Source organism: Aminivibrio sp., from assembly GCF_016756745.1.
In the GTDB taxonomy this organism is placed as follows: Bacteria; Synergistota; Synergistia; order Synergistales; family Aminobacteriaceae; genus Aminivibrio.
In genome coordinates this window covers 22,083-44,423 of record NZ_JAESIH010000027.1, presented here as the reverse complement: position 1 = coordinate 44,423, position 22,341 = coordinate 22,083, and the positions used below count along the sequence as shown (strand labels likewise).

Here is a 22,341-nt window from a genome sequence, read left to right as displayed (position 1 = left end):
CCCCGCCACCGGTGCCACGCAACCGCTGCTGCGGCGATGCCGTCCAGGTCAGTATGACTTATTACGTGAAGAAGGGAAGAACTCATGTCTCTTTCTCCTCCGAAATAACCAAGGTGAGTTTCTCATCCGAAGACGGAGTTTATTTTCCATCATTGAGCGAAAGTTGTCCACAGGCTGTTTTTGCAGCTTGTCGGAATGGGGGAAAAATAAACTTGTGCACAACTGTGGGCAAGTTGTGGATAACCCGCCAGACCCGTTCCCGTAAGTGGATCAAAATTTGTGTGACTGACGGAGAATTTTGTAACAACTTTGTTAAAGTCCACAGCATCCGTATTTTTACCTATCCACAAAAATAAACCCGGATTGTGTATATGTGGACAAGTATTGTGGACAACATGTCTTCCACCCTCTTTTTATCCACAGAACGGAAAAGAAAAAACGCCCTATTTCGCGCAGATGCCTTCTTCCGGAGTTATCCACATTCCGCTCCTTGTGATAATATGGTGCCATTCTCAGTATGAGGTGAAGCATTGTGGAAAAAGATCTCAACCGGCTGTGGGAAGAAATCCTGGCGGAAGCGTCCCACTCCCTTCCCGCGGGAACCGCTGACCTGTGGTTAAAAACCTGTATCCCCACCGACCTGGTGGATGGATCCCTCGTTCTCGACGTCCCCAACGTTTTTGTGAAGGAGCAGATTTCCTCCCGGTTTCTGAAGGATCTTGTGCGCATCTGCAGGGAGACGGGAAAAAGCAACGACATCGAGCTCCGGGTGGGGTCGGAAACGAAAAAGGACGAGCAGAAACGGGCCCAGAAGGCGGCCTCGGGCGGTGCCGCCGAATCCCGTGGAGGACTCAATCCGGGCTATCTTTTCAACTCCTTCGTGGTGGGAAAGTCCAACAGGCTCGCCCACGCCGCGAGCCTTGCGGTGGCGGAGACCCCGGGAGAGGCCTACAACCCCCTTTTCATCTGGGGAGGCGTCGGTCTGGGGAAGACCCATCTCATGCACGCCATCGGCCATTACGTCCTCGACAGGAACCCGAACCACAAGGTGACCTACGTGAGCTCGGAGAAGTTCATAAACGAATTCATCCAGTCCATCAAAAACAACAAGACCCAGGAGTTCAAGTCCAAGTACAGAAGCGTGGACATTCTCCTCATCGACGATATCCAGTTCCTGGGAAACAAAGGGAGCAGCCAGGAGGAGTTTTTCCACACCTTCAACCAGCTCCACACATCCAAAAAACAGATCGTCATCTGCTCCGACCGGCCGCCGAAGGATATCCAGAGCATCGAGGACCGGCTTGTGAGCCGTTTTGAGTGGGGACTTGTAACGGACATCCAGTCCCCGGACCTCGAAACCAGGATCGCCATCCTGCAGAAAAAAGCCCAGCTCAGGCGGTATGACATTCCTGACGACGTGATCAATTTTCTTGCCGTCAACATTCCGAGCAACATCCGGGAACTCGAGGGCGCCCTCAACAGGGTAGTGGCCTGCGCCGAGCTTTCCAGCGAGCCCATCACCGAGGAAAACACCGGAGAATGGCTCAAGGACGTGATCCGAAAGGATATTCGCGGGCCCGTGAGCGTGGATGCCATCCAGCATGCTGTGGCCGATTTTTTCAGCATGAGCGTGGACGATCTTCTGAGCGCCAAAAGAACATCCGACCTTGCCCTCGCCCGGCAGATCGCAATGTTCCTGTGCCGTAAGCTGACCGAGGTGAGCCTTCAGCAGATCGGTCTTTCCTTCAGGAAGAAGGACCACACCACTGTACTCCATGCGCACCGGAAGATCAGCCAGATGGTGAAAGAACAGCCGAGGATCCGCCAGATTGTGGATACTATCGAGGGGAAGCTGTGAATGAACCCTTCTGTTTGTGGATAACCGGACAGAAATGATGGCTTATTTATTTTGCCTGTGGATAGTGTGAATAACTTTGCTGCCTGGAAAAAAACTTGTCCACAAGGGGAAACCCCGTCACCCCGCCCGCCCGTCAAGTTATCCACAGTATTCGCACTACCTATTATCATTACTGTTACTAAAACCAAAAAACAATAAAAGATGCACTTCGGGGAGGGAAACATTGTGAGACTTCAGATCAACAAGGGAGAGTTCATGAAAAACTGGCAGATTGCCGAAAGAAACACCAGTTCCAAAAGCACCATAAACTCCCTCACGGGCATACTCCTGAGAGCCTCCGGCATGGACGATGAAAACACCGTTCGTCTCGAGGCTACCGACCTGAAAACATCCGTCAAGTGCATCTCCAGAGGAATCCTGGTGGAAGAAGAAGGAGAAGCGGTCCTGCCGGTCAAGGTGGTGGGGGAGCTCTTTAAAAAAGCGCCCACGAACATTTTCACCGTTTCCGTCACCGACGGGAAGGGACTGATCATCGCCGGAAGAAACAAGTATAAGTTCACCACCTACCCTTCCAGAGAATTTCCCACCCTTCCCGCATCGGAAAGCGCCCCCTTTTTCTGTACCATAAGCGCTTCTGAACTGCTCCGGACCATCTCCGAGGGGACCGTGGCAAGCACCGTGGGAGAAGAATTCCCCAAGTACCTCGGTACGGCATTCTTCCAGATGAAGGACGGGGAGCTCAGAGTCATCTCCACCGACGGACGCAGGCTTTCCCTTTCAAAATGTTACCCGGCGGAGAAGGGAGAGGACGGCGATTTTCTTCTGCCCATTACCGGACTGAAGGAACTGCAGCGGTTACTTTCCTCCATTGAGGGAGAAACCCCCATACGGATTCTCGCCGATACCACCTTGGTTTTCTTTCAGATGGGCAACCTTGAATTCTCCGTCCGGAGGGTGGAGGCTGCATTCCCGAACTACGAAAAGATCCTGAACCCCCAAAGCACCACAAGCATTGACGTGAATCGGGACGCCCTCGTGGCGGCCCTCGAGCGGGTTGATATTATCGTCAGGGAATTCAGCCGAATGGTTCTCTTCCGTCTTTCTCCCCGGGGAGACCTCGTCCTCATGGGAAAAGCGCCCGAAACAGGAGCGGTGGAGGAAATCCTCGACGGAAAGATCGAAGGGGAACCCCTGACGGTGGCTTTCAACGTGGGATTTCTTCTCGACGGGTTGAAGGCCCTCTACGGCGACCGGGCTTTCATCAGCTTCAACGGCTCCGATGGACAGATGACCATGCTCCGGCCCGACCAGAAGGACTTCCTGTACATGGTCATGCCCATCAAGCTTACGGAAAGCGACCTCTCCTTCGAGGAAAACAACGGGGAAGAGGAGGATGTTTCCACAGAATAGGACATGTGGTGCTCCGAGTATCTTGTAAGAAACTTCCGCAATCTTTCTCCTGTCAGGATTTCCTGGGAACCGGGACTGAACCTGGTCACCGGAAAAAACGGGGCAGGGAAGACCAATTGTCTTGAAGGACTCCATCTTCTGACGGGATGGGGTCCTTTCGGCGAAAGAAAAGACCTTCCCTCCTGGCGGGGGGAAGGCGACAGGGCGTATATCACCGGTTCCTTCTGCGGCGAGGAAGACCTGTTTCTCGCCATGGCTGTCGGCGGTTCCACCGTGGTGAAGTGCGACGGAAAGAGGGTTTCCTTTCCCGAGGTCCGGGCGAGGGTTCCCGCCCTCGCCTTTCTCCCCGGGGATATGGCCCTGTTGGACGGATCTCCCTCTATTCGTCGCAATTTTCTGGATAGGATATGTGCTCTTCTTTTTCCTCAGTACGCCAGGAGGATCAGCGATTTTCGGAGGGTGGTCCGCCACAGAACCGTTCTCCTCAGGGCGGGCAAAAGAACGGAGCCCGTATCCAGGGCCATGGCTCCCCTGGCGGCGTGGATTTGGTCGTGCAGGGAAGAGGCTGTAGGACTTCTTTCCCTCGGGCTGGCCCATTTTCCGGACCTTTCCCCAGCTCCTCTGGAGCTTGCCCATATCCGGGGAGGGGGTTCGGGAACGGAAGATCCCCTCGATGACTGGTGGAATTCTCTCGAATCCTGGAGCGAGAGGGAAAAGAAAAGCTGCCTTTCCCTGGTAGGCCCTCATCGGGATAACCTCCTGGTCCGGACGGGCGGACGGGAAGCGGCGGTTTTTTTCAGCAGAGGCCAGATGCGAAGGGCCTCCGTTGCTATTATGCTTGCTGCGGGTAAAGCTGTGGAGGCACGGTTGAGGCGGAAGCCCCTGATACTTCTCGATGAAATAGCCTCCGAGCTCGACCGGGAAGGACGGAAAATAACCGTGGCCTCCCTGGCGGGAACTGGGTGGCAGGTTGTGGCGGCGGCGGCGGAGATGCCGGGAAACGAGTGGCCCGGCAGAATGTGGAAAGTGGAGGATGGAGCGGTGCTTCCCTGCCGCTGAGAACAGGTGATCGGGTTCTGAAAGGAAGAGAAGGCAATGGCAATAGTCTGTGAAAAAAAATATGACGTCATCGTGGTGGGAGGAGGACACGCCGGGTGCGAGGCGGCCCTCGCCGCGGCGCGGATGGGAGCGGCGGTACTCCAGCTCAACCTCTACCTGGACAACACGGCCCTTATGCCCTGCAACCCTTCCATCGGGGGACCGGCGAAGGGGCACCTCGTCAGGGAAGGAAGCGCCCTCGGAGGAGAGCAGGCTGAGGCGGCCGACAGGTCCGCCATGCTGGTCCGCTGGCTGAACACGTCCAAGGGACCCGCCGTCCGGGCGCTCCGTGCCCAGTGCGACCTCCGGGATTATGCCGCCCATTACACCCTCGCCGTGGAGACCCAAAAGAACCTGGACGTTCACCAGGACGTGGTGACCGACCTCTGGACGGAAAAGGGCAGGATCAGGGGTGTCAGGACGAAATACGGTCTTGTCTACGAGGGGAAAACAGTAGTGCTCGCCACTGGGACCTATCTTGGAGGCAAGGTTTACATTGGCATGGACAGTTTTCCTTCGGGTCCTCTCGGGCAGGTTCCGGCGGAGGAACTCACCGGGTCTCTCCGGGAAGCCGGCCTGGAAACGGGAAGGATGCGCACCGACACCACCCCGAGGCTTCATGTCGATTCCTTGGACCTTTTGTCCCTTACCGCCCAGGGAAGCGCCCCGGAACCTCTCGCTTTTTCCCTCTGGGGGGAGGGAAAAATCCACGAGGGGTATTTCTGCCACCTCACGAGGAGCAATCCCCGGACCCACGACATCATCAGGGAAAACCTCCACCGTTCTCCCCTTTACATGGGCTGGATGGAGGGGGCGGGACCGCGGTACTGCCCTTCCATCGAGGATAAGGTCATCAAGTTTCCCGAGAAGGAAAGCCATCTTATTTTTCTTGAACCCGTCTCCCGGGGAAACAGGGAGGTCTATGTGCAGAATTTTTCCACGAGCCTTCCCTATGACGTACAGGTTGCCATGGTCCATTCCCTTCCGGGGTGCGGCAATGCCCACATCACCCGTCCCGGGTATGCCATAGAGTACGATTACGTTATCCCCACCCAGCTCCACCCCTTTCTGGAGACGAAAAGGGTGGAAGGGCTCTTCTGCGCCGGGCAGATCAACGGCACGTCGGGGTACGAGGAGGCCGCCGCCCAGGGACTCCTGGCGGGCATCAACGCCGCCCTGAAGGCCAGGGGAGAGGAGCCGACGGTTCTTTCCCGTTCCGATGCCTATCTCGGGGTGCTGGTGGATGACCTGGTCACCAAGGGAACGAAGGAACCTTACCGGATGCTCACCAGCCGGTGCGAACACAGGCTGCTGCTGCGCCATGACAACGCCGACCGCCGGCTTTCCCCCATAGGGAGGAAGATAGGCCTCATCGGCGATGAACGATGGAACCTGCTGCTTTTAAAGTGGAAGCGGATCGATACTGAAGCGGAAAGGCTCGAAAAAGCGAGGATTTCGCCTTCGGAGGGATTGAACGCCGCCCTAGCGGCCCTGGGCTCGGCTCCCCTTTCGGAGACGGTGACGGCGGCAGACCTGCTGCGCCGGCCAAGGGTACCCTATTCCCTGGTGGAGAAGTTTTCTCCTTCGCCGGAGCCTCTCCGGGGAGAAGAAGTCCAGGCCCTCGAGGTGGAGGTAAAATACGAGGGGTACATCGACCGGCAACACCGGCAGGTGGCACGGCTGTCGAGGATGGAAGAGGTCCGCCTTCCCGGTGATATCGACTATTCCTCCATTTCCGGCCTCCTCGCCGAAAGCAGGCAGAAGCTGGAGGCAATCCGTCCCCTCACCCTGGGGCAGGCTGGTCGCATTTCCGGGGTGACGCCCACGGACATTCATCTTCTGTCGGTGTACCTCAATTCGCTGTCGCGGAGGGAAGCGGACGATGAGGAATATCAGGCGCAGTAAAGGTGTTCCGGGACCTGTGGCCGCCCTCCTGGACCTGGTCATGCCCAAGGGAGCGGAGGAAAAACTCGCCCTTCCGGGCCTGAGGGACACATGGGCCACTGCGGTGGGCCCCATGCTGGCGAAAAAGACCTGGCCCGACGACATTGAAAAAGGGGTACTGCTCGTGAAAGCGGACAGCCCTTCTTCTGCGAAGGCTCTCTCCATGAGGGGAGCCTCCGTGGCCCGTGAGGCATCGAAGATCACCGGGGTGAAGGTAACCGCCGTGAAGGTGGTGGTGGGCAAAACCTCTCCCTCTCCCAGGGCCGGAAAACGGGGGGAACCGGCTCTGGTGAAGCCGAAAAAAGAGGATGTGGACAGGGCGTTCGAGGAAGTGAAGAATAAGTTTTCCCCGGAGCGGGAGAACCTTGCCCGCAGGTTTGCCTCCCTCATGACCCTCTACCGCATGCGGTTTCCCGACAAGTAGGGAGGTTTTTTCAGCTGTTCAGCTCTTTCTTCATGGCCTCCGCCACGAGGGAGAAATGGAACAGGAGCCTGGAAAACAGCTCCGGAAGCTCTCCGGAACGGCCGTTTTCCGCCTCCGACTGGATGGATTTCGCTGCTCGGCTGAGTTCCGGGGCGCACCCGTTGGATGCGGTTCCCTTGATGGTATGGGCTATTTTCGCGCAGGCCCGCAAATCCTCCCGTTCAATGGCGTCGGCCAGGGCCTCCAGGTCCTCCGGCACCGCTTCGAGAAACAACTCCAGGAGCATCTTTCCCTCGTCCCGGTCCCCCAGAAGTCTGGCGAAGAAACTGTCCGCATCGAAGACGGGATCCTCCCCTTTTTTCTGGTCCCTGCCGGCAAAGGGGGGAACTCCGTAATCCCCGGCCGGAGTACCTGCGGAAGAAATCCACTTGTAGAGCAGCCCCAGGAGTTCGTTCGATGAAAAGGGCTTGGGAAGATAGTCGTTCATTCCCTTTTTCAGACATTCATCGGCGAACCCTTTCACGGCGTGGGCGGTCAGGGCCACTATGGGAACCTGGTGGTCCAGCACCGGAGACCCGGGGTCCCGGATGAAGGCGGTGGATTCGTAACCGTCCATCTCGGGCATCTGGATATCCATGAGCACCAGGTCGAACCGTTTCCTGGATAGCCGTTCCACGGCCTCTCGCCCGTCGGAGGCCGTCTCCGGCAGGTAGCCCCCCTTTTCCAGAAGCAGCCTCACCAGTTCCCTGTTCACCCTGTTGTCGTCCACCACCAGAACGGATGGTTTTCTTTCACCCCCTTCGTTTCCTAACGCCGGAACGGAGGCTCTTTCTCCCGGTGTGTCGTTCTCCCCCGCGGAGTTTCCGGCCTTCAGCGACAGGACGAAGGAGAAGGCGGAGCCCCTCCCCGGCGTGCTTTCCACCGACAGGCCGCTCCCCATCATCTCCACGAGTTTCCTGGAGATGGACAGGCCGAGCCCTGTGCCGCCGTATTTTCTGTTCCGGAACGTCTCCCCCTGCCTGAAGGGCGTAAAAATTTCACCCATAAATTCTTCCGGAATGCCGATGCCCGTATCGACGACCGAGAAGGCTATTTTCGCCTCCCCGTCCTCCATTCCGAGGAGCCTGACCGAGAGGGTGACCGATCCCTTTTCCGTGAATTTCAGGGCATTGCTCAGGAGATTCGTGAGTATCTGACGGATCCGTATGGGATCTCCCAGCAGGACAGCAGGAAGGGCAGGGTCCGCTTCCATGGAGAGGGACAATCCCTTATCCGCGGCCTGGGACAGAAAGGGAACGACCGTGTCTTCCAGGGTCCTGCGGATGGAGAAAGGAAGAATGGAGAGGCCGAACGTTCCCGACTCGATCTTGGAGAAGTCCAGAAGGTCGTTGAGGACGACGAGGAGCTGCTGGGCGCTCTCGTGGATCATCCCTGCGAGGCTGCGCTGGGATGAGTTGAGAGGCGTTTCCAGGAGGAGTTCCGACATGCCCAGAACGCCGTTCATGGGTGTCCGGATCTCGTGGCTTATGCTGGCCACGAACTCCGATTTGGCGGCGCTCGCCCTTTCCGCCTCGTCCCTGGCGGCCCTGATTTCCTCTTCGGCGTTTTTTCTCTCAGTGATGTCCTCCCCCACGGTCTGGATGAACTGGAGCTTTCCCGAGGGGTCGAAGAAAGCCCTGTTGATCCACCGCTGCCACCGCAGGGAGCCGTCGGGGGCGAACACCCGAAGCTCCATGGAAAAAGACGATTGCTCCGGAGTAAGGGAAGAAAGGGTTTTCTCCACAGCCGCCCTGTCGTCGGTATGAAGGAAATCCAGGAAGGAAGAACCTGGGATATCTTGCTGCTCCCTGCCGAACCACCGGCAGTATGCGGCGTTGGCGTAGAGGATTGTTCCATCGGGAAGGCCGGTGGAAATGAGAATCGGCATATCTTCGGCCAGGGACCGGAACCGTTTCTCGCTCCCGGCGAGGGACTGGGAAATCTCTTTGAGGGTGGTGATATCGAATCCGCACCCCACGATGCCCTCTATGTTTCCTTTATCATCGAAGATGGGGCTCTTGGTAATCCTGTACCAGAATTCCCCCGCGCTCCCCCTGACCCGCCGTTCATGGTCACGGAGGGGCCTGCCCGTCCGGAGCACTTCCTCGTCCTCCGCCCGGGCAGCGGATGCGGTAGGGTCCTCCAGGACGCCGAAGGTCGTCCTGCCGATGACGTCTTCGTGCCTCAGGTTCCGGAACTCCGTGAAAGCCCTGTTCACGAAGGTATACTTTCCCTCTCTGTCCTTCAGATAAAGATGGACCGGAACGGCGTCGAAGATCTGCTGCCGCAGCTCCAGCTCGGACCGGATTTTTTTCTCCAGTGTCTTCCGTTCCGTGATGTCCTCCAGGAAGCCGTCGATGTAAAGAGGGTCACCGTCGGGAGAAAAGACGCTCCGGTGGTAGAGGTGCACATGGATGGGTGAGCGGTCCCTCCGGAGGAAAACCGTCTCCCGCTCCAGCCACCGGTTCGGGTTGGCAAGAAGATGGTCCACCACCGCTTTCCTGGCTTCCGGCCGGGCGTAGTGGATCTTCGCCGAGGTTCTGTTGACTTCTTCCATGAGAACGGAAGGGGAAGAGTAGCCGAGAATCCGGGCGTGGTGGATGTTTGCCGAGAGGTATTTTCCGTCGAAAGTGACCCGGAACATGCCGATGGGGGCGTTTTCCACCAGTTCGATGTACCGGTTTTTCAGCTCAAGGAAATTCTTCTCCTTTTCTTTTTCCAGGGTGATGTCCCGCTCACACTCGAAGACAGCGCATACCGTGCCGGATTCGTCTTTTACCGGGATTCCGCTGGAGAGGAAAACTGTTCCGTTGGAGATGATGACCCTTTCCCTGGATTCCCCGGTGACGAGGGCTTCATACACGGGACAGCCGCCGCACGGGGCGGCTGAGGAGTGGTGGAGGGAATAGCAGGTCCTGCCGGGAATGTCCTCTCTCGGGATTCCCACTCGTTCGGCCATGGAGGAAGAAACCCAGAGGTATCGCATGTTCCTGTCCAGAAGGGATAACTCCCGGCCCAGGGAATCGAGCAGGGGCTGAACGGCCAGAATGCTTGAAAGCACTGTGTCGGACTGCCGGGAACGATTTTCTTCCATCGTGGTTCCCCCTTCCGTGGAGAGGTAATGAAATTCTACATGAAAATACATTCTTCTGCACGAAAACGGAGCCCACTCTATGGGATTCATTCCTGAAAGAGGGTATAATGACTGATCATACCTGATGAATATGGAGGAGGCGGCAGTGATGGAAAAGAAAAAGAAAAGGAGAATTCGTTTCTTTTCGTGGATTGCGATGACCGCTGTTTTCCTGCTCTTTGCGGGAAACGCGTCGGCGGAAACGGTGGAAAAACGGTTTGAGGATCTTGTCCTCCGGTACGGTGCCCGGGCCGAAGCCAAAGCAGGCGCTGCGGAGTACCGGGCAGCTCTCGAATCCAGAGCTGACAGAGTTTCTCCCTACGAACTCTGGCGGTCCCTTTTCCGCCCCGGGACGGAGCCGGAGAAAGGGGCGGCAAACGCCCTCTCCCTTCTCTCCCTCCTTGTGAAGGACGGGGACCCTGCCCGATGGGACTCGGCCGCCGGTTTCTTCTACCCTTCCGAGACGCCGAAACCCCTTGCCGCCGCCGATGCCGTCTTTATGGCGGCCCTGTATCTCCTCCGCATGGAGGAAGACATGGCGGGGTACCTGGCTGCATCGATTTTTGAAGGGCTTCTCCAGTCGTCCCGGGCAAAGCACTTCTTTATCACCACGGGACCGTCGGAATACGGCGTCCTGGTGTCAGAAATGACTGCCCGGAACCTTCTCCCCTCCTTCGGGAAATGGCCGGAGAGCACGGAGGTCGGAAGGCTGCCTTTTGCCGCCCCGGTCCGCGGCTTGGTGGCCTATGGAAGAGCCCTTTTGGAGAATATGGTTTTTCTCGACGCTGCCGGCAGGCCTCAGTCGAACGGTGTATACGCCTGGGACCGGAAGAGGGGAAGAGTCTACACCGTGGTGGGGGAAAGAGATCACTTCTTCACTCCCTGAGACTGCAACACCAGAAAGCCCCGGACAGGCAGGTCCGGGGCTTTCTGGTGTTGAATGAGGGAAAAAAGCGGGGAGACGCCTGCCGCTTCAGTTACTTCGGCAGGTATTTCTCGGGATTCACAGGCTTGCCGTTCACAAGAACGCTGAAATGAAGATGATTGCAGGTTGTCCGCCCGGTCTTACCGACCTTGGCGACGGGCTGTCCGCGCCGGACCCAGGTTCCCTTTTTCACCAGGTTCGCGCTGTTGTGGCTGTACCGGGTGACGAACCCGTTGCCGTGATCGATGGTGACTGTGTTCCCGAAACCGCGGATGACACCGGAAAAAACGACCCTTCCCGACCGGATAGCCACAACGGGAGTCCCCGGCCGGGCGGGGATGTCGATACCGTCGTGGAGCCTTCCTCTTCTCTTCCCGAAGGGCGAGGAAACCCGCCCCCCAAGGGGCCTGATAAGGGGCTCGATTCCGTCGGCAAGGGCCGATTCCGCTTTTTTCGGCGGAGCCGGTGGAGGAAGGGGTTCCTCGATGCGGATCAGGGGAACGATGGTTTCACCTCTCTGCCGGGCCCTGTGCTCCGCCAGTGTGGCCAGGAGGTCCGAATCCTTCCTGGGAACGAGGAGTTTCTCTCCCGGGAGGACGCCATCCTCCCGGACGGCCAGTTCGTTGGCCCGCTCGACGGTTTTGGGGGAGACGCCGTATCTCCCGGCGATGAAGGCAACGGATTCGCCGCTGCGAACTGAATGTTCCACCCATGGAAGGGAATTGGCCGAAGCGGCCGGAGAAAAGGGAAAAGCCGCAAGAACGGAAAAAAAGACTGAGAATACGGACAAGAAAGCGAAACGCCGGGGAAAAAGCACAAAACCACCCCCTCTCGATAAGGATACATTACCGATGATTACGTTATGGTATCGGACAGGCGAAGGCTTCTTCTCAGTAAAATTACTGATTTTTATATTTTTTTCCCCCGGAGAAAAAAGGGGGGGAAAAGTGTGAAAACAAGAAATCACGGGTGGCCGCGGAGAAAAAATGATACAATGATGCCACGGAATTAAAAAATCGTGGCATTTTGCCCGAAAGAGTTCAAGGAGACCAAGAATGGATATGAATGATTTTTCCTTTCCAGAAGAACTGAAACCCCTGGTGGACTTTCACGGCCATTTCTGTCCCGGCGTGCTTATCGGGTGGAGGGCGTCGAAACTTGCCCTGAAGCTTCTCGGTATGTCCCGCGACCGGGACGAGGAGATGGTGGCCATTGCGGAGAACGATGCCTGCGGCGTTGATGCGGTGCAGTTCATCCTCGGGTGTACCTTCGGCAAGGGAAACCTTCATTTCCGGGATTACGGCAAGCAGGCCTTCACCGTTTTCAGACGCTCCGACGGCAGGGGGGTCCGGCTCGTCCTCAACGCCCCTGAACGGGAGCTCACAAGGGAAGAGTCGGCCAGGCGCCTTCTGGAGAAACCCGACGAGGCACTGTTCACCGTGGGGGAACCGAAAGAACCCATGCCCGAAAAAGCGGTGATCAGAAAGTCCGGAGTATGCGCCCTCTGCGGCGAGAGAGCAATGGAGACAAGGCTCCTGGAGCTTTCAGACGGCCGCACCGTATGCATACCCTGTTCCGGGGCGTGATCCCGGTCTGTTCGCAAGGAAGCTGACCCGGCTGAAGGATGCCGCCGGCCTCGCGGGCTGGGTTGGCCTCTGTTTCGCCGCGGTCGCCATGGAACATTTTCGCAGGATACGCCCGGCATGCCTCACTGCTGCTGGTTCCCTATCCCGCATGGGGCGTCTTTGCCGCCTTCCTTGCCTTTTCGGTCCGGAGGGCTGAACCCGGCGCTCCCCCGGCTGATTCTTTCCTTTACCGGAGCCGGGCCGAGGGGGTTCCCCCATCGGGCACCAGCAGGGTAATCTTTCCTTCCGTCAGGGAACCCCGGAAGACGGCGAAACCAGAGCCTTCTCCGCTCATCTCCTTTTCCGTGTACCCGTAGAACAGGAAGTCCTCCCCTCCCGGCAGCCATGCCGGGCCGATGGCACATATGCGGTCGTCGGTGATCCGGCGGGTTGTCCCGTCTGAGGGTGTATGGAGGAAAAGGGCCGAGATAAGGCCGTCGCCGCTTTTCAGCCAGTCGGACGTGTCCTTCACTTCGCCGTCGAAGAGCCAGCGCCATCCGTCGGGGGAGACGGAGAAGCGGATGGCGCTGGTCGGCATTGCCTCGCCGAGAATCTCTGAAAACCTGCGGAGGGCTGCCGTTCGTCCCGTCTCCACGGAGACGCGGAAGAAATTCTCAAGGTCATGGCAGTAGACCGAAGAGCCGTCGGCGGACCAGAAGGGGGAATAGACCCCTTTCAGCTCGGGAGCGAGCACCCGGAACGAGCCGTCGGCGAGGGTGAGGAGGCCCAGTACCCAGTCGGACTGCTCCGGGTCCCAGTGGTTGAAGACGATCATGGTTCCGTCGGGGGACCACCTCGGACCGTAGCTGTTCTCCCCGGGGATGACTGACCTGTAGTTTCTGGATTTTGCGGTGGAAATGGTGTACAAGCCGATCTGCCTGCCGCTCCCGTCTTTTCCCGTCTGGACGGTGAAGGCCACTTCCGTTCCGTCAGGAGAAATCTCCGGGTCGTACCCTTTTCTGATAAGAACGGGGTTGTTTCCTTCCGTGTCGGTGAGGAACAGGTTGTCCCCCCTGGAAAACACCAGGGGAACGGGGCCGGTTGTCACCGGCGAGCCGGCGGAAGGCGCGGGCAGGAGAAGAATACAGACGAGCGCAAGGGCAAAGAGCGTTTTTCCCTTCATGGACGAACCTCCTTCCAGGGGTCTTTCCGGAATCCTGTCGTTCCATGATACAGGATAGGGCTCGTTTTGAAAAAGTCCGGGCCGTAAATGTGGACAGTGTGAACAGGTTATCCACAAAAACTTCAGGAACGGTCGGAAAAAAACTCCCTGTCCTTCATGGTTTCGAAAATCTCCCTGAAGGTTTCCGAGCGACGGACAAAGGCCAGAAGGACTTCAGGAGAGAAATGGGCTGGTTCCACTCTGCCGTCGCCCCTGGTGATGATCTCCGCCGCCTGTTCGTGGGAGAAGGGGGGTTTGTAGGCCCTGGACGACCGGAGGGCGTCATATACGTCGGCCAAGGCGGTGACCTGTCCCTCCCATGGAATCTGCCTGCCCTTCAGCCCCCTGGGGTATCCGCTTCCGTCCCATTTCTCGTGGTGGGTGAGACAGATCCTTCTGGCCATGGCAAGCCATGCCGCGTCACCGAGAATGTCCGCACCCCAGGCCGGATGGCCGGTGATGACCTTGAACTCCTCGGCGGTGAGGACGTCCGGCTTGGACAGGATCTCCCTTGGGACCTTGAGTTTCCCGATGTCGTGCAGCCTCGCGAAGAGGGCCATTTTTTCCTGTTCCGCATGGCTTTTGCCCAGTTCTCCGGCGAGAACGCGGCAGTATTCACCGATGCGGGCGATGTGGCTCTCTGTTTCGTCATGGTAGATGCCGGTGACAAACTGGAGCTTTTCTGCGAGGTAGGAGTAGGACGCCTCCACCTCCCGGCGCATCTTCTCGCCGTGGACGAGTCCCCCGAGGTAGGAGGCCACCGGGACGAGGGTTTCGATGAGGAAGGGGTCCTTCTTCGAGACCCGGTCGAAGGCGATCTCGAGCACGCCCTCCTCCTCGCCGCTCTGGAAGAGCGGGATGAGGAGCTCGCTCTTCACCGAGGGGTGCACGGGACGGGCGGAAGAATACCGGGAAGTGTCCTCCACCCACAGGGGCGCGCCGGTGAGGACACTTTCCGTGGCGGCGATGCCGTTCTTCGGGATGGTGAAGGGCGCGAGTCCGCCGTTATACCCGCTCGACGCCGTAAGCCGATAGTGGTCCCCTTCCACCGCAGAAATCAGGACGCCGAAGGCCCCCACGTCCCTCCGTATGGTGTTGAGGGTGGAGGAGATGGCCTGGTGCGAATCTTCGCTCCGGGCGAAGGTGTGGGAGAACTCCAGGGTTCTTTCCCACAGGGCCTCCCTCATGACGAGCCGGTTGTTCGCGCTTTCAAGCTCCTGGTTCAAGGCCTCCGTCTCCTCGTTGAAGGCGGTGAGCTCCTCATGCTGCTGGGAGATGACCTGGAAAAGGTTCCGCAGATTGGCTGTGAAGGCGTTCGTCTCCAGGACGAAGGTTTCCTTCAGGTTAGCGAAGCGCCTGGCGAGAGAGTACATGGCCTCGGCGGCCCTGATAGGGTCTCCTCCCTCGAGATCCTCCAGCCTGGCGCTCATGTCCTCGGCGAGGGATGTGATGTCCTTTATGGCGCTGTAGATTCCCCGCCTCCAGACGAACCAGATGAGAAAAATGGCCAGCAGGGCGGCCACGGTGGCGGAGCCGGAAACGGCGGCTCCGTACATGGCGCTGCGGACCAGGCTCGACAGAGGATAGACGAGACTCAGCCGGAGCCCGTACAGAAAGGGGTCCTGCCGGAGGACCACCCGCTCGCCGTAGTGGGACGAGAGGATGGACCATGCGCCATCAGCGCTTTCTTTCCTTGCCACGAGGCCCCTGGCGCGTATGTGGCAGGCCAGGCCGGACGGTTCTTCCCCGGAACCCGTCCAGACCACGGATCCGGTGGAAGTAGAGAGGACAGGCAGAATATCCGGCGTCCCTGCCACGTTCAGCTCGTTGAGATCGAGATCCAGGGCGGCGAACACTGTTTTTCCGTCCACAGTCATGGTGCCGGTGAGAAGATTCTTCCCAAACTGGTCGAGGAGATCGTTCATCTTCCAGCCGGGAGCGATGATTTCAGGAGGGAGAATCATTCCTTCGGGAAGCCATCCCTTTAGGGCGGAAACAATTCTGTTGCCGTCCATAACGGCGGCCAGGAGCACACCGTTTTCCCTGTCCGGGGACGACGACCACCCCCGGACGAGTTCACGAACGGAGTCCTCTCCCCGGCGGACCTGCTGCTTCAGAAAGTGGGAGCCTACCCGGGTGAAAGTCTCTCCCCGCTCTGAGAATTCCTTCAGCTGGGAACTGATCCGGAAATAGGCGGTGAGCCCTCCCTCGAGGAGGATGATGACAAGAAAGAACAGAAGAATGGCAGTAAAAAAACCGCCGAGGGAGAAGATCTTCCGTTTCATCGGGAGGCCTTCCCGGGTGTGACGGAGGAGGGCGGGGGGGAGGACGACCTGGAGACGGGAATCCATCCCTTTTTCGTCAGGGAGAAGATTCCCTGAGGCAGAGACAGGTCGCCTCCTGCGCCAAGAGCTGCCGGTCCGGCGGAAGATTCGACCCGCTCTAGTTCGGCCAGGGCACGGGCCACGGCCCCGGGATCCGTCGTTCCCGCCCTGTCCAGGGCGGCATCGAGCATGGCCACGGCATCGTACCCTATGGAGAGGGTAATGGCCGGGATGTGTTCCCCGTAGGTATCAGCCACGAAACCGGGGAAACCTCTTCCCTCGAGGAACCATTCCCGGGGAAGGACGGCGGAGGTGATCAGCCCTTCTCCTATATCACCCGCGAGAAGGGGGGTACGGTGAGATACGGCTCTGTTGGAAGCGTAGACCGCCAGGCCGGGCGTCCGGAGCCGGAGTTCCCTGAGGGCGATGGAAGCCGGCCAGTCGGGCAGGACGAGGAGCATCGCGTCCATGCCGGAGGCTATCCGTCCGAAATCTTCGATCTGCTTGTTCAGATCGCCGCTGAATACCATGGTTCTTCTGGGAGGGCCCCCGGCCCCCGCTTCGAAGTCGCGGATGAACTCCTGGGTATAGCCGCTCTCGAAGCCGCTTACGATGACGGAATAGCTCGTCATACCCCGTTGTTTCGCTTCCGCGCCGAGGATCCGCCCGCCGGTCCCGGGCCTGGGCCGGAAGACAAGATCGTCCGCCTTGGCGAGAAAGGAGCCCGGGGCGAGGGAAATGACGGCGGTCCCGAAGCGGTTCGAAGCCTGGGAGAGAATGGACGGGGAGGGAACAGAAATACCTCCCACCACGGCCGAGACCTTCATTTCGGCTGCCGTCCGAAGGGCGGAGGAAGGGTCGGTCTCCCGAAGGAAGACCAGGTGAAATTTCCTGGAGGATGAGCGGGAGTTGAAATACTCCATGGCCAGCACCACGGACTGGAGGGCCTGCCGGGAAACCACCGCACCGGCAGTATCCTGCCCGTCGAAGAGAAGGGCGACGGGAACAGATACCGGCGCTCTGCGCCAGAGGATAAGTGAACTTATACACAAAAAGGCTGCGGAGAAAACTACCCAGCGCTTCATCACTACCCCGCCTCCTTGGTGAATGGTGTTCCTCTCCTTGAAAAAGGTTCAGGATAAATGGTGAGGAACCGACACTGACCACGGTATTCTATCATTTGATGAAACAGTATTTCAAGAGAAAGAATAAAATAAAAAAAGCATCAGGGGTTCAGCAGCAACCTGCCTGCTCTGGTAAAAAGGTTCCCGGAACTCAACTGGTCAGCGGTTATTAATCCGGAGGCGCTGAACAATTGTGCTAAGAAGGGTTTTCTTTTCCAATCGGGCCGCAGATGTTTTGAGCGGAAAAGATGAATCTTTCAGAAGAAAAGAAGGTCCTTCGCCCGCTCCCGGAGTTCCTTTCTGCGGTCCTTCCACCCGGGGAGGATGCTTTCAAGCAGGGAGTAAAATCCCCTGCCGTGGTTCGGATGGACAGTATGACAGAGTTCGTGGAGCAGCACGTAGTCGATGCAGGCGGGGGAAGCCTTCACCAGCAGGGTGTTGAGAGTGACGACGCCCTTTCCTGTGCAGCTTCCCCACCGGGATCGCATGATCCGGATCCGGAGGGGAGGTTCCTCCTTCAAAAAAGAAGAGCACCTGGGAAGACACCTCTTCATGGCGAGAGGAAACTCCTCGGCGGCCCGTGCGGAGTACCACCGGTTCAGAAGCTCCTGAAGGGGGGCCTCCGGTTCCGCCCCCTTCCGCAGGGTGACCCGCAGGGCACCGCCCTCGATGACCGCGCCCTGCCTTTTCCCTTCCCTGATATCGAGGGGATAGAGCTGTCCCAGGAAAGGGACCGGGCTTCCCTGCCCCAGGGGAGGTCGGGGAGCGGGAGCTGGGATAGAGCGGAAATGCTCCAGTTTTTTTCGTATCCACTCCCGCTGTTCCTCGACTGCCCTGTCCACGGCGGCCCGGTCGAGGAACAGGGGAGCCTTCACCGTCACACGGCCGTCGGGGTGGACCGAAATCTGCAGGGTCTTTCGCCTGCCGAATTCTACCCCATAGGCCGGAAGACTGTCCGGAAAATCTGCCACGGGGAACCCTCCTTCGCTCTTCTCCGTGACATCCTACCATTTTTTTCTCTCACAGGCACCGTTCTTCTCTGGTATAGTGTTCTTCCGTAATATAATCGGGAGGGAGGGACGGCCATGGCGCAAGAAGAACGGCAGGAGGATATTTCCGCTGCGGGGGCGCTCACCGTCCTCGGCGGTATCCTGGCCATCCTCGCCGGGGGGACCCTGGTGTTCGGAATTCACATTGCCGTACTGTTGGTCTTCTGCGGTATATTCACCACGGCTCTCTTCCGCATGCAGTACGGCTTCGGGTGGAGGCTTCTCTTCGTCGACGGCGTGCTCCCCATGGTTTCCCGGGCTTCGGGAGCGATGGGGATTCTCCTCAGCGTGGGGCCCCTCATCGCTGCGTGGACCCTTTCGGGCACCATTCCCTACCTGGTCTTTACCGGGCTGAACCTCCTCACGCCCCGCATCTTCCTGCCGGCGGCCTTTCTGCTTTGCTCCTTCGCTTCCTTGCTCACGGGCACGTCCTGGGGCACGGCGGGCACCTTCGGGGTAGCCCTCACCGCCATTGCGGGCGGCCTCGGCATCCCGGAAGCAGCAGCAGCGGGTGCCATCGTGGGAGGGGCCTACTTCGGCGACAAGCTCAGCCCCGTGTCCGACACCACGGTCCTCGCCGCCGCCGTGGCCGAAGTGGACGTCATGGACCATATTCGTTCCACCCTCCGGACCACCCTCCCAGGCGCTGTCCTGAGCGTGGCCGTCTACGCCGCCGCGGGCTCAGGCGCTGGGGGAGCCATGGACACGGCAGGAATCTCAGCAATGACCTCGGCCCTGTCGGGCCGTTTTTTCCTCAGTCCCGTCCTGCTCCTTCCTCCCCTGGTCCTTCTGTTCATGGCATGGAAACGGTTTTCCACCCTGGCGGCCCTGTGGACGTCCGTGGGCCTTGCCCTTCCCCTGGCCCTGTTCCAGGGGTACGGTCCCGGGGAGATTCTGGCCGCCATGGCCGCCGGACCCCGGGCGGTCACAGGAAACCAGGCTGTGGACGAGCTCCTCGGCAGAGGGGGGCTGCTTTTCCTGGCAGGGGTCGCTGCGGTGGTCTGCGCCGCCTATGTCTTCGCCGGGCAGCTCGAGGCCACGGGGACTTTCCGCCGGGTCAGCACCCTTCTCCAGAAGAAGTTCATCGGCCGCAGCAGGGGAAAATTCGTCCTTTCCGCCTCCCTCACGGGGGTGACTGTGGCCGTCGCCACCGGCAACTCCTACCTGAGCGAAATACTTCCGGGAACCATGTACAAGGACCTCGCCGACGAGATGGACATCTCCCGGAGGGTACTCTCGAGAACCCTCGAGGACTCCGGCACCGTGGTGGTGCCTCTCGTTCCGTGGTCCGCCGCGGCGGTCTACATGTCAGCCGTTCTCGGCGTCTCCGCTTGGGAATATCTTCCCTGGGCCGTGATCTGCTACTCCGGCGTGCCGACGGCATGGCTGTTCGCTTTTTTTGGCATCGCCATCTGGCCGTCGGACAAAAAGAAAGCCGCCTGATCCGCCCGGCTCCCTGCGTCCGCCGTTTGCCCGGGGACCATTGCCCTTCCCCGCGCCTTCCGCTACACTGACCCGAGAAGAATAAGCCCGTCTTCCCCCGCCAAGGCGGGACGGAGGAAAGGAGAACCCATTGCATGCTTTTGATTCGGAACGCCGATCTATATGACCCTGAACACAAGGGGCTGTGCGACATCCTTCTGGCCGCCGGCCGTATTCTGTCAGTATATCCCGCCGGAACGGCGGACCCGGTGGCTCTTTCAGGCATCTCCGCCGATTTCCGGACGGTGGACGCCGGGGGAAACCTCACCATGCCGGGTATCCTCGACAGGCACGTCCACTTCAACGGTGCCGGGGGCGAAGGGGGCCCGGCGAACAGGACTCCGCCCCTCCAGCTTTCCTCCTTCGTCCGGGCGGGTGTCACTTCCGCCGTGGGCATGCTGGGGACCGACGGCACCTGCCGCGCCCTGGAGGAGCTTCTCATGAAGGCCAGGGGGCTCGAGGAGGAGGGCATCTCCACGTGGATTCTCACGGGGAGCTACGGCCTTCCCTCGCCGACCCTCACGGGCTCCGTGGCGAGGGACCTCTGCCTTATCGACAAGGTGATCGGCCTCAAGCTGGCGGTGTCTGACCACAGGAGTTCCCACCCCTCGGTCCAGGAGATCCGGCGGGCCGCCTCCAACGTCCGGGTGGGGGGCATCCTCTCCGGCAAGGCAGGCTGTCTCTGCGTCCATATGGGGAGCGAGGCCTCAGGGCTGACGCCCCTTCTCGAGGCCATGGAGGGAACGGACATCCCCATAACCCAGTTCGCCCCCACCCACATTTCCAGGTGCGAAGCCCTGGTGGAACAGTCCGCAGCCTTCGGGTCGCGAGGCGGGTACCTGGACATCACCGCCGCCCCGGGGAGAAATTCCCTGTTCGGCCTCGCCACGGCAGCGGTGGTGGCCGCCCTCCTGGAGCAGGGGGTCCCAGCGGGGAACATCACCCTGAGCTCAGACGGCAACGGGTCCATGCCCTCCTTCAACGAGAAGGGGGAGCTGACGGGGCTCAAGATCGGTCCCCTGGAGTCGGTCCTCGAATCGGTGGCGGAGATGCTCCGGGAAGGGAAGATACCCAGGGAGACGGTGATCTCCCTGGTGACATCGAACCCGGCGGACCACCTGAAACTGTCCCGGAAGGGAAGAGTCCGCCCGGGGTGCGACGGGGACGTGCTGGTCCTTGACGAGAACTTCAGGCCCCTGTTCGTGGCCGCGAAGGGGCGGCTCCTCATGGAGGGGGGCGAAGTCACCGTCCGGGGAACCTTCGAATCCTAAATCCGCAGGCAGCGGGGAGCGTCACCGGGGAACGCTTGGGCGGGGGGTGCAGATTGTCGTCCTTGACAACTGCACCTGAAACCGACATCCTTGTCGGTTTCTCTCCCCCGGGCGCCCTTCCCCAGGGGATAATCTCTTCGCCCCTGGCGGGGCGAATTCACCTTATGCCCGGCGACACTCCCTCTGCCAGAAAAAGCTGCAGATTTAGGCGAATAGGTCCGCCTTGAAATACGATGAACACAGGAGCGGCCCGCTCTCCCATGCCGGGAAGGGGCCGCTCCTGTTCTTTCCCGAAGAAACGTTTCTATCCCTTCAGAGACTTCACAAAGGTCTCCATGCGGTCCATTCCTTCGGCAAGCACCTCAAGGGACCGGGTGCAGGCGATGCGGACGTAACCCTCGCCGCAAGCGCCGAAGGCCGATCCAGGAAGGGTGGCCACCTTTCCTTTCTCCAGGAGCCCCCAGGCGAACTCCTCGCTGGAAAGGCCCGTTCCCCGGATGTCCGGGAAGAGGTAAAAGGCTCCTTCGGGTTCGGAGCACCGGACGCCGGGCATGGCGTTGAGCCGATCCGCCACGAAGGTGAGTCTCTCCCGGAAGACTTTCGCCCGTTCTTCAAGCTTGCGGTCGTGGTTGTCCAGGGCGTACTTCGAGGCCATCTGGGTGGGGACGTTGACTCCGTAGGTCTGGTTTGCTCCGATAAGGGCCATGAGCCGGATCAGGGGAGCCGGGCCGATGGCGTAGCCGATGCGCCAGCCCGTCATGCAGTGGCTCTTGGAGAGCCCCCCCATGGTCAGGGTTCTCTCCTTCATGCCGGGGATGGTGGCGAAGGGCACGTGCCGGCCCTTGTAGACCAGGGAGTCGTAGATCTCGTCGGAGAGCACCGTGAGATCGTGCCGTTCAGCCACGGCGGCGATGGCCTCCATCTGCCGCCGGGTCATGACCCTTCCGGTGGGGTTGCTGGGGGAGCAGATCATGAGTACCTTCGACTTCGGGGTGATCGCCCGTTCAATGGCCTCCGCCGTGGGGACGAAGCCGTCTTCCTCCGTTGTCGGGAGGTGGACGGCCGTTCCCCGGTGCTGGTAAATCTGCTCGAAATAGGGGGCGAAGCACGGCTCCGCCGTGATCACTTCGTCGCCCGGGTCGAGGAGGGCCTGGAGGGCCAGATGGACCGACTGGACCCCTCCCGCCATGATCATCACCTCGTCGGGGGAGGATTTCAGGCCGTACCGCCTCTCCCAGTAATCGCACACCGACCGGCGGACGTCTTCGAACCCCATTATGGGGCCGTAGTGGGTGTACCCTTCCTTCGCCGCCTTCGCGGCGGCGTCGATGATGTCGTGCTCCGTGTCGAAATCCGGCTCTCCCTCTCCCAGGTTGACCATGTCGGGATCGGCCGCGGCGGCCTGGAAGATCTTCAGCATGCCGGATGGCTGCAGTCCCGCATACCGTTCTGCGAACTTCATGCTACCCTCTC

17 protein-coding genes are annotated in these 22,341 nt (G+C 59.7%); 10 read left to right on the top strand and 7 right to left on the bottom strand.

Annotated elements, in window-relative coordinates:
• The 6 genes from JMJ95_RS03230 to JMJ95_RS03205 form a co-directional block, all read left to right on the top strand.
• A partial coding sequence (locus JMJ95_RS03230) for a hypothetical protein (RefSeq protein WP_290682589.1) occupies window positions 1-356 on the top strand: 356 nt, incomplete at its 5' end.
• A gap of 173 nt (window positions 357-529) precedes the next feature.
• A complete protein-coding gene (gene dnaA / locus JMJ95_RS03225; RefSeq protein WP_290682591.1) occupies window positions 530-1,858 on the top strand; it encodes a chromosomal replication initiator protein DnaA in 1,329 nt (442 codons plus the stop codon).
• Between the two features lie 225 nt (window positions 1,859-2,083).
• On the top strand, window positions 2,084-3,268 hold the full coding sequence (gene dnaN / locus JMJ95_RS03220; RefSeq protein WP_290682587.1) for a DNA polymerase III subunit beta: 1,185 nt from the start codon (window positions 2,084-2,086) through the stop codon (window positions 3,266-3,268).
• A 3-nt stretch (window positions 3,269-3,271) separates the two neighbouring features.
• The gene (locus JMJ95_RS03215) at window positions 3,272-4,327 is read left to right on the top strand and encodes a DNA replication/repair protein RecF (protein WP_290682584.1); all 1,056 of its coding nucleotides are present in this window, start codon (window positions 3,272-3,274) and stop codon (window positions 4,325-4,327) included.
• Between the two features lie 36 nt (window positions 4,328-4,363).
• Window positions 4,364-6,271 carry a tRNA uridine-5-carboxymethylaminomethyl(34) synthesis enzyme MnmG gene (mnmG, locus tag JMJ95_RS03210; protein ID WP_290682582.1) on the top strand — a complete coding sequence of 636 codons (1,908 nt, stop codon included), beginning with the start codon at window positions 4,364-4,366 and terminating at the stop codon, window positions 6,269-6,271.
• Window positions 6,249-6,734: a DciA family protein gene (locus JMJ95_RS03205; RefSeq protein ID WP_290682580.1), complete on the top strand. Its 486-nt coding sequence runs from the start codon at window positions 6,249-6,251 to the stop codon at window positions 6,732-6,734. Before mnmG ends, JMJ95_RS03205 begins: the two co-directional genes overlap by 23 nt.
• Before the next feature lie 10 nt (window positions 6,735-6,744).
• Here JMJ95_RS03205 and JMJ95_RS03200 read toward each other — a convergent pair whose 3' ends face one another.
• The gene (locus JMJ95_RS03200) at window positions 6,745-9,867 is read right to left on the bottom strand and encodes a PAS domain S-box protein (protein WP_290682578.1); all 3,123 of its coding nucleotides are present in this window, start codon (window positions 9,865-9,867) and stop codon (window positions 6,745-6,747) included.
• Window positions 9,868-10,015: 148 nt separating this feature from the next.
• Here JMJ95_RS03200 and JMJ95_RS03195 point away from each other — a divergent pair, with 148 nt between their 5' ends.
• Complete coding sequence (locus JMJ95_RS03195; RefSeq protein ID WP_290682576.1) at window positions 10,016-10,792, top strand: hypothetical protein; 777 nt, start codon at window positions 10,016-10,018, stop codon at window positions 10,790-10,792.
• A 91-nt stretch (window positions 10,793-10,883) separates the two neighbouring features.
• Here JMJ95_RS03195 and JMJ95_RS03190 read toward each other — a convergent pair whose 3' ends face one another.
• Complete coding sequence (locus JMJ95_RS03190) at window positions 10,884-11,648, bottom strand: peptidoglycan DD-metalloendopeptidase family protein (protein WP_290682574.1); 765 nt, start codon at window positions 11,646-11,648, stop codon at window positions 10,884-10,886.
• Between the two features lie 238 nt (window positions 11,649-11,886).
• Here JMJ95_RS03190 and JMJ95_RS03185 point away from each other — a divergent pair, with 238 nt between their 5' ends.
• Window positions 11,887-12,417, top strand: a complete 531-nt coding sequence (locus JMJ95_RS03185) for an FmdE family protein (RefSeq protein WP_290682572.1) — start codon at window positions 11,887-11,889, stop codon at window positions 12,415-12,417.
• 226 nt (window positions 12,418-12,643) lie between these two features.
• Here JMJ95_RS03185 and JMJ95_RS03180 read toward each other — a convergent pair whose 3' ends face one another.
• From JMJ95_RS03180 to JMJ95_RS03165, 4 genes are all read right to left on the bottom strand, one after another.
• On the bottom strand, window positions 12,644-13,579 hold the full coding sequence (locus JMJ95_RS03180; protein WP_290682570.1) for a hypothetical protein: 936 nt from the start codon (window positions 13,577-13,579) through the stop codon (window positions 12,644-12,646).
• A gap of 122 nt (window positions 13,580-13,701) precedes the next feature.
• Complete coding sequence (locus JMJ95_RS03175; RefSeq protein ID WP_290682567.1) at window positions 13,702-15,903, bottom strand: HD domain-containing phosphohydrolase; 2,202 nt, start codon at window positions 15,901-15,903, stop codon at window positions 13,702-13,704.
• Window positions 15,900-17,027: a hypothetical protein gene (locus JMJ95_RS03170; protein ID WP_290682564.1), complete on the bottom strand. Its 1,128-nt coding sequence runs from the start codon at window positions 17,025-17,027 to the stop codon at window positions 15,900-15,902. Before JMJ95_RS03170 ends, JMJ95_RS03175 begins: the two co-directional genes overlap by 4 nt.
• 296 nt (window positions 17,028-17,323) lie before the next feature.
• The gene (locus JMJ95_RS03165) at window positions 17,324-18,037 is read right to left on the bottom strand and encodes a M48 family metallopeptidase (protein WP_290682561.1); all 714 of its coding nucleotides are present in this window, start codon (window positions 18,035-18,037) and stop codon (window positions 17,324-17,326) included.
• 114 nt (window positions 18,038-18,151) lie between these two features.
• On the opposite strand from JMJ95_RS03165, the gene JMJ95_RS03160 reads away from it, so the two are divergent.
• Window positions 18,152-19,558, top strand: a complete 1,407-nt coding sequence (locus JMJ95_RS03160) for a Na+/H+ antiporter NhaC family protein (RefSeq protein WP_290682558.1) — start codon at window positions 18,152-18,154, stop codon at window positions 19,556-19,558.
• Between the two features lie 134 nt (window positions 19,559-19,692).
• Entirely contained in the window at window positions 19,693-20,868 is a 1,176-nt protein-coding gene (gene iadA / locus JMJ95_RS03155; RefSeq protein WP_290682554.1) for a beta-aspartyl-peptidase, read from the top strand.
• 304 nt (window positions 20,869-21,172) lie between these two features.
• On the opposite strand, the gene JMJ95_RS03150 is transcribed toward iadA, so the two are convergent.
• Complete coding sequence (locus tag JMJ95_RS03150) at window positions 21,173-22,330, bottom strand: pyridoxal phosphate-dependent aminotransferase (protein WP_290682551.1); 1,158 nt, start codon at window positions 22,328-22,330, stop codon at window positions 21,173-21,175.
• Window positions 22,331-22,341: the final 11 nt, after the last annotated feature.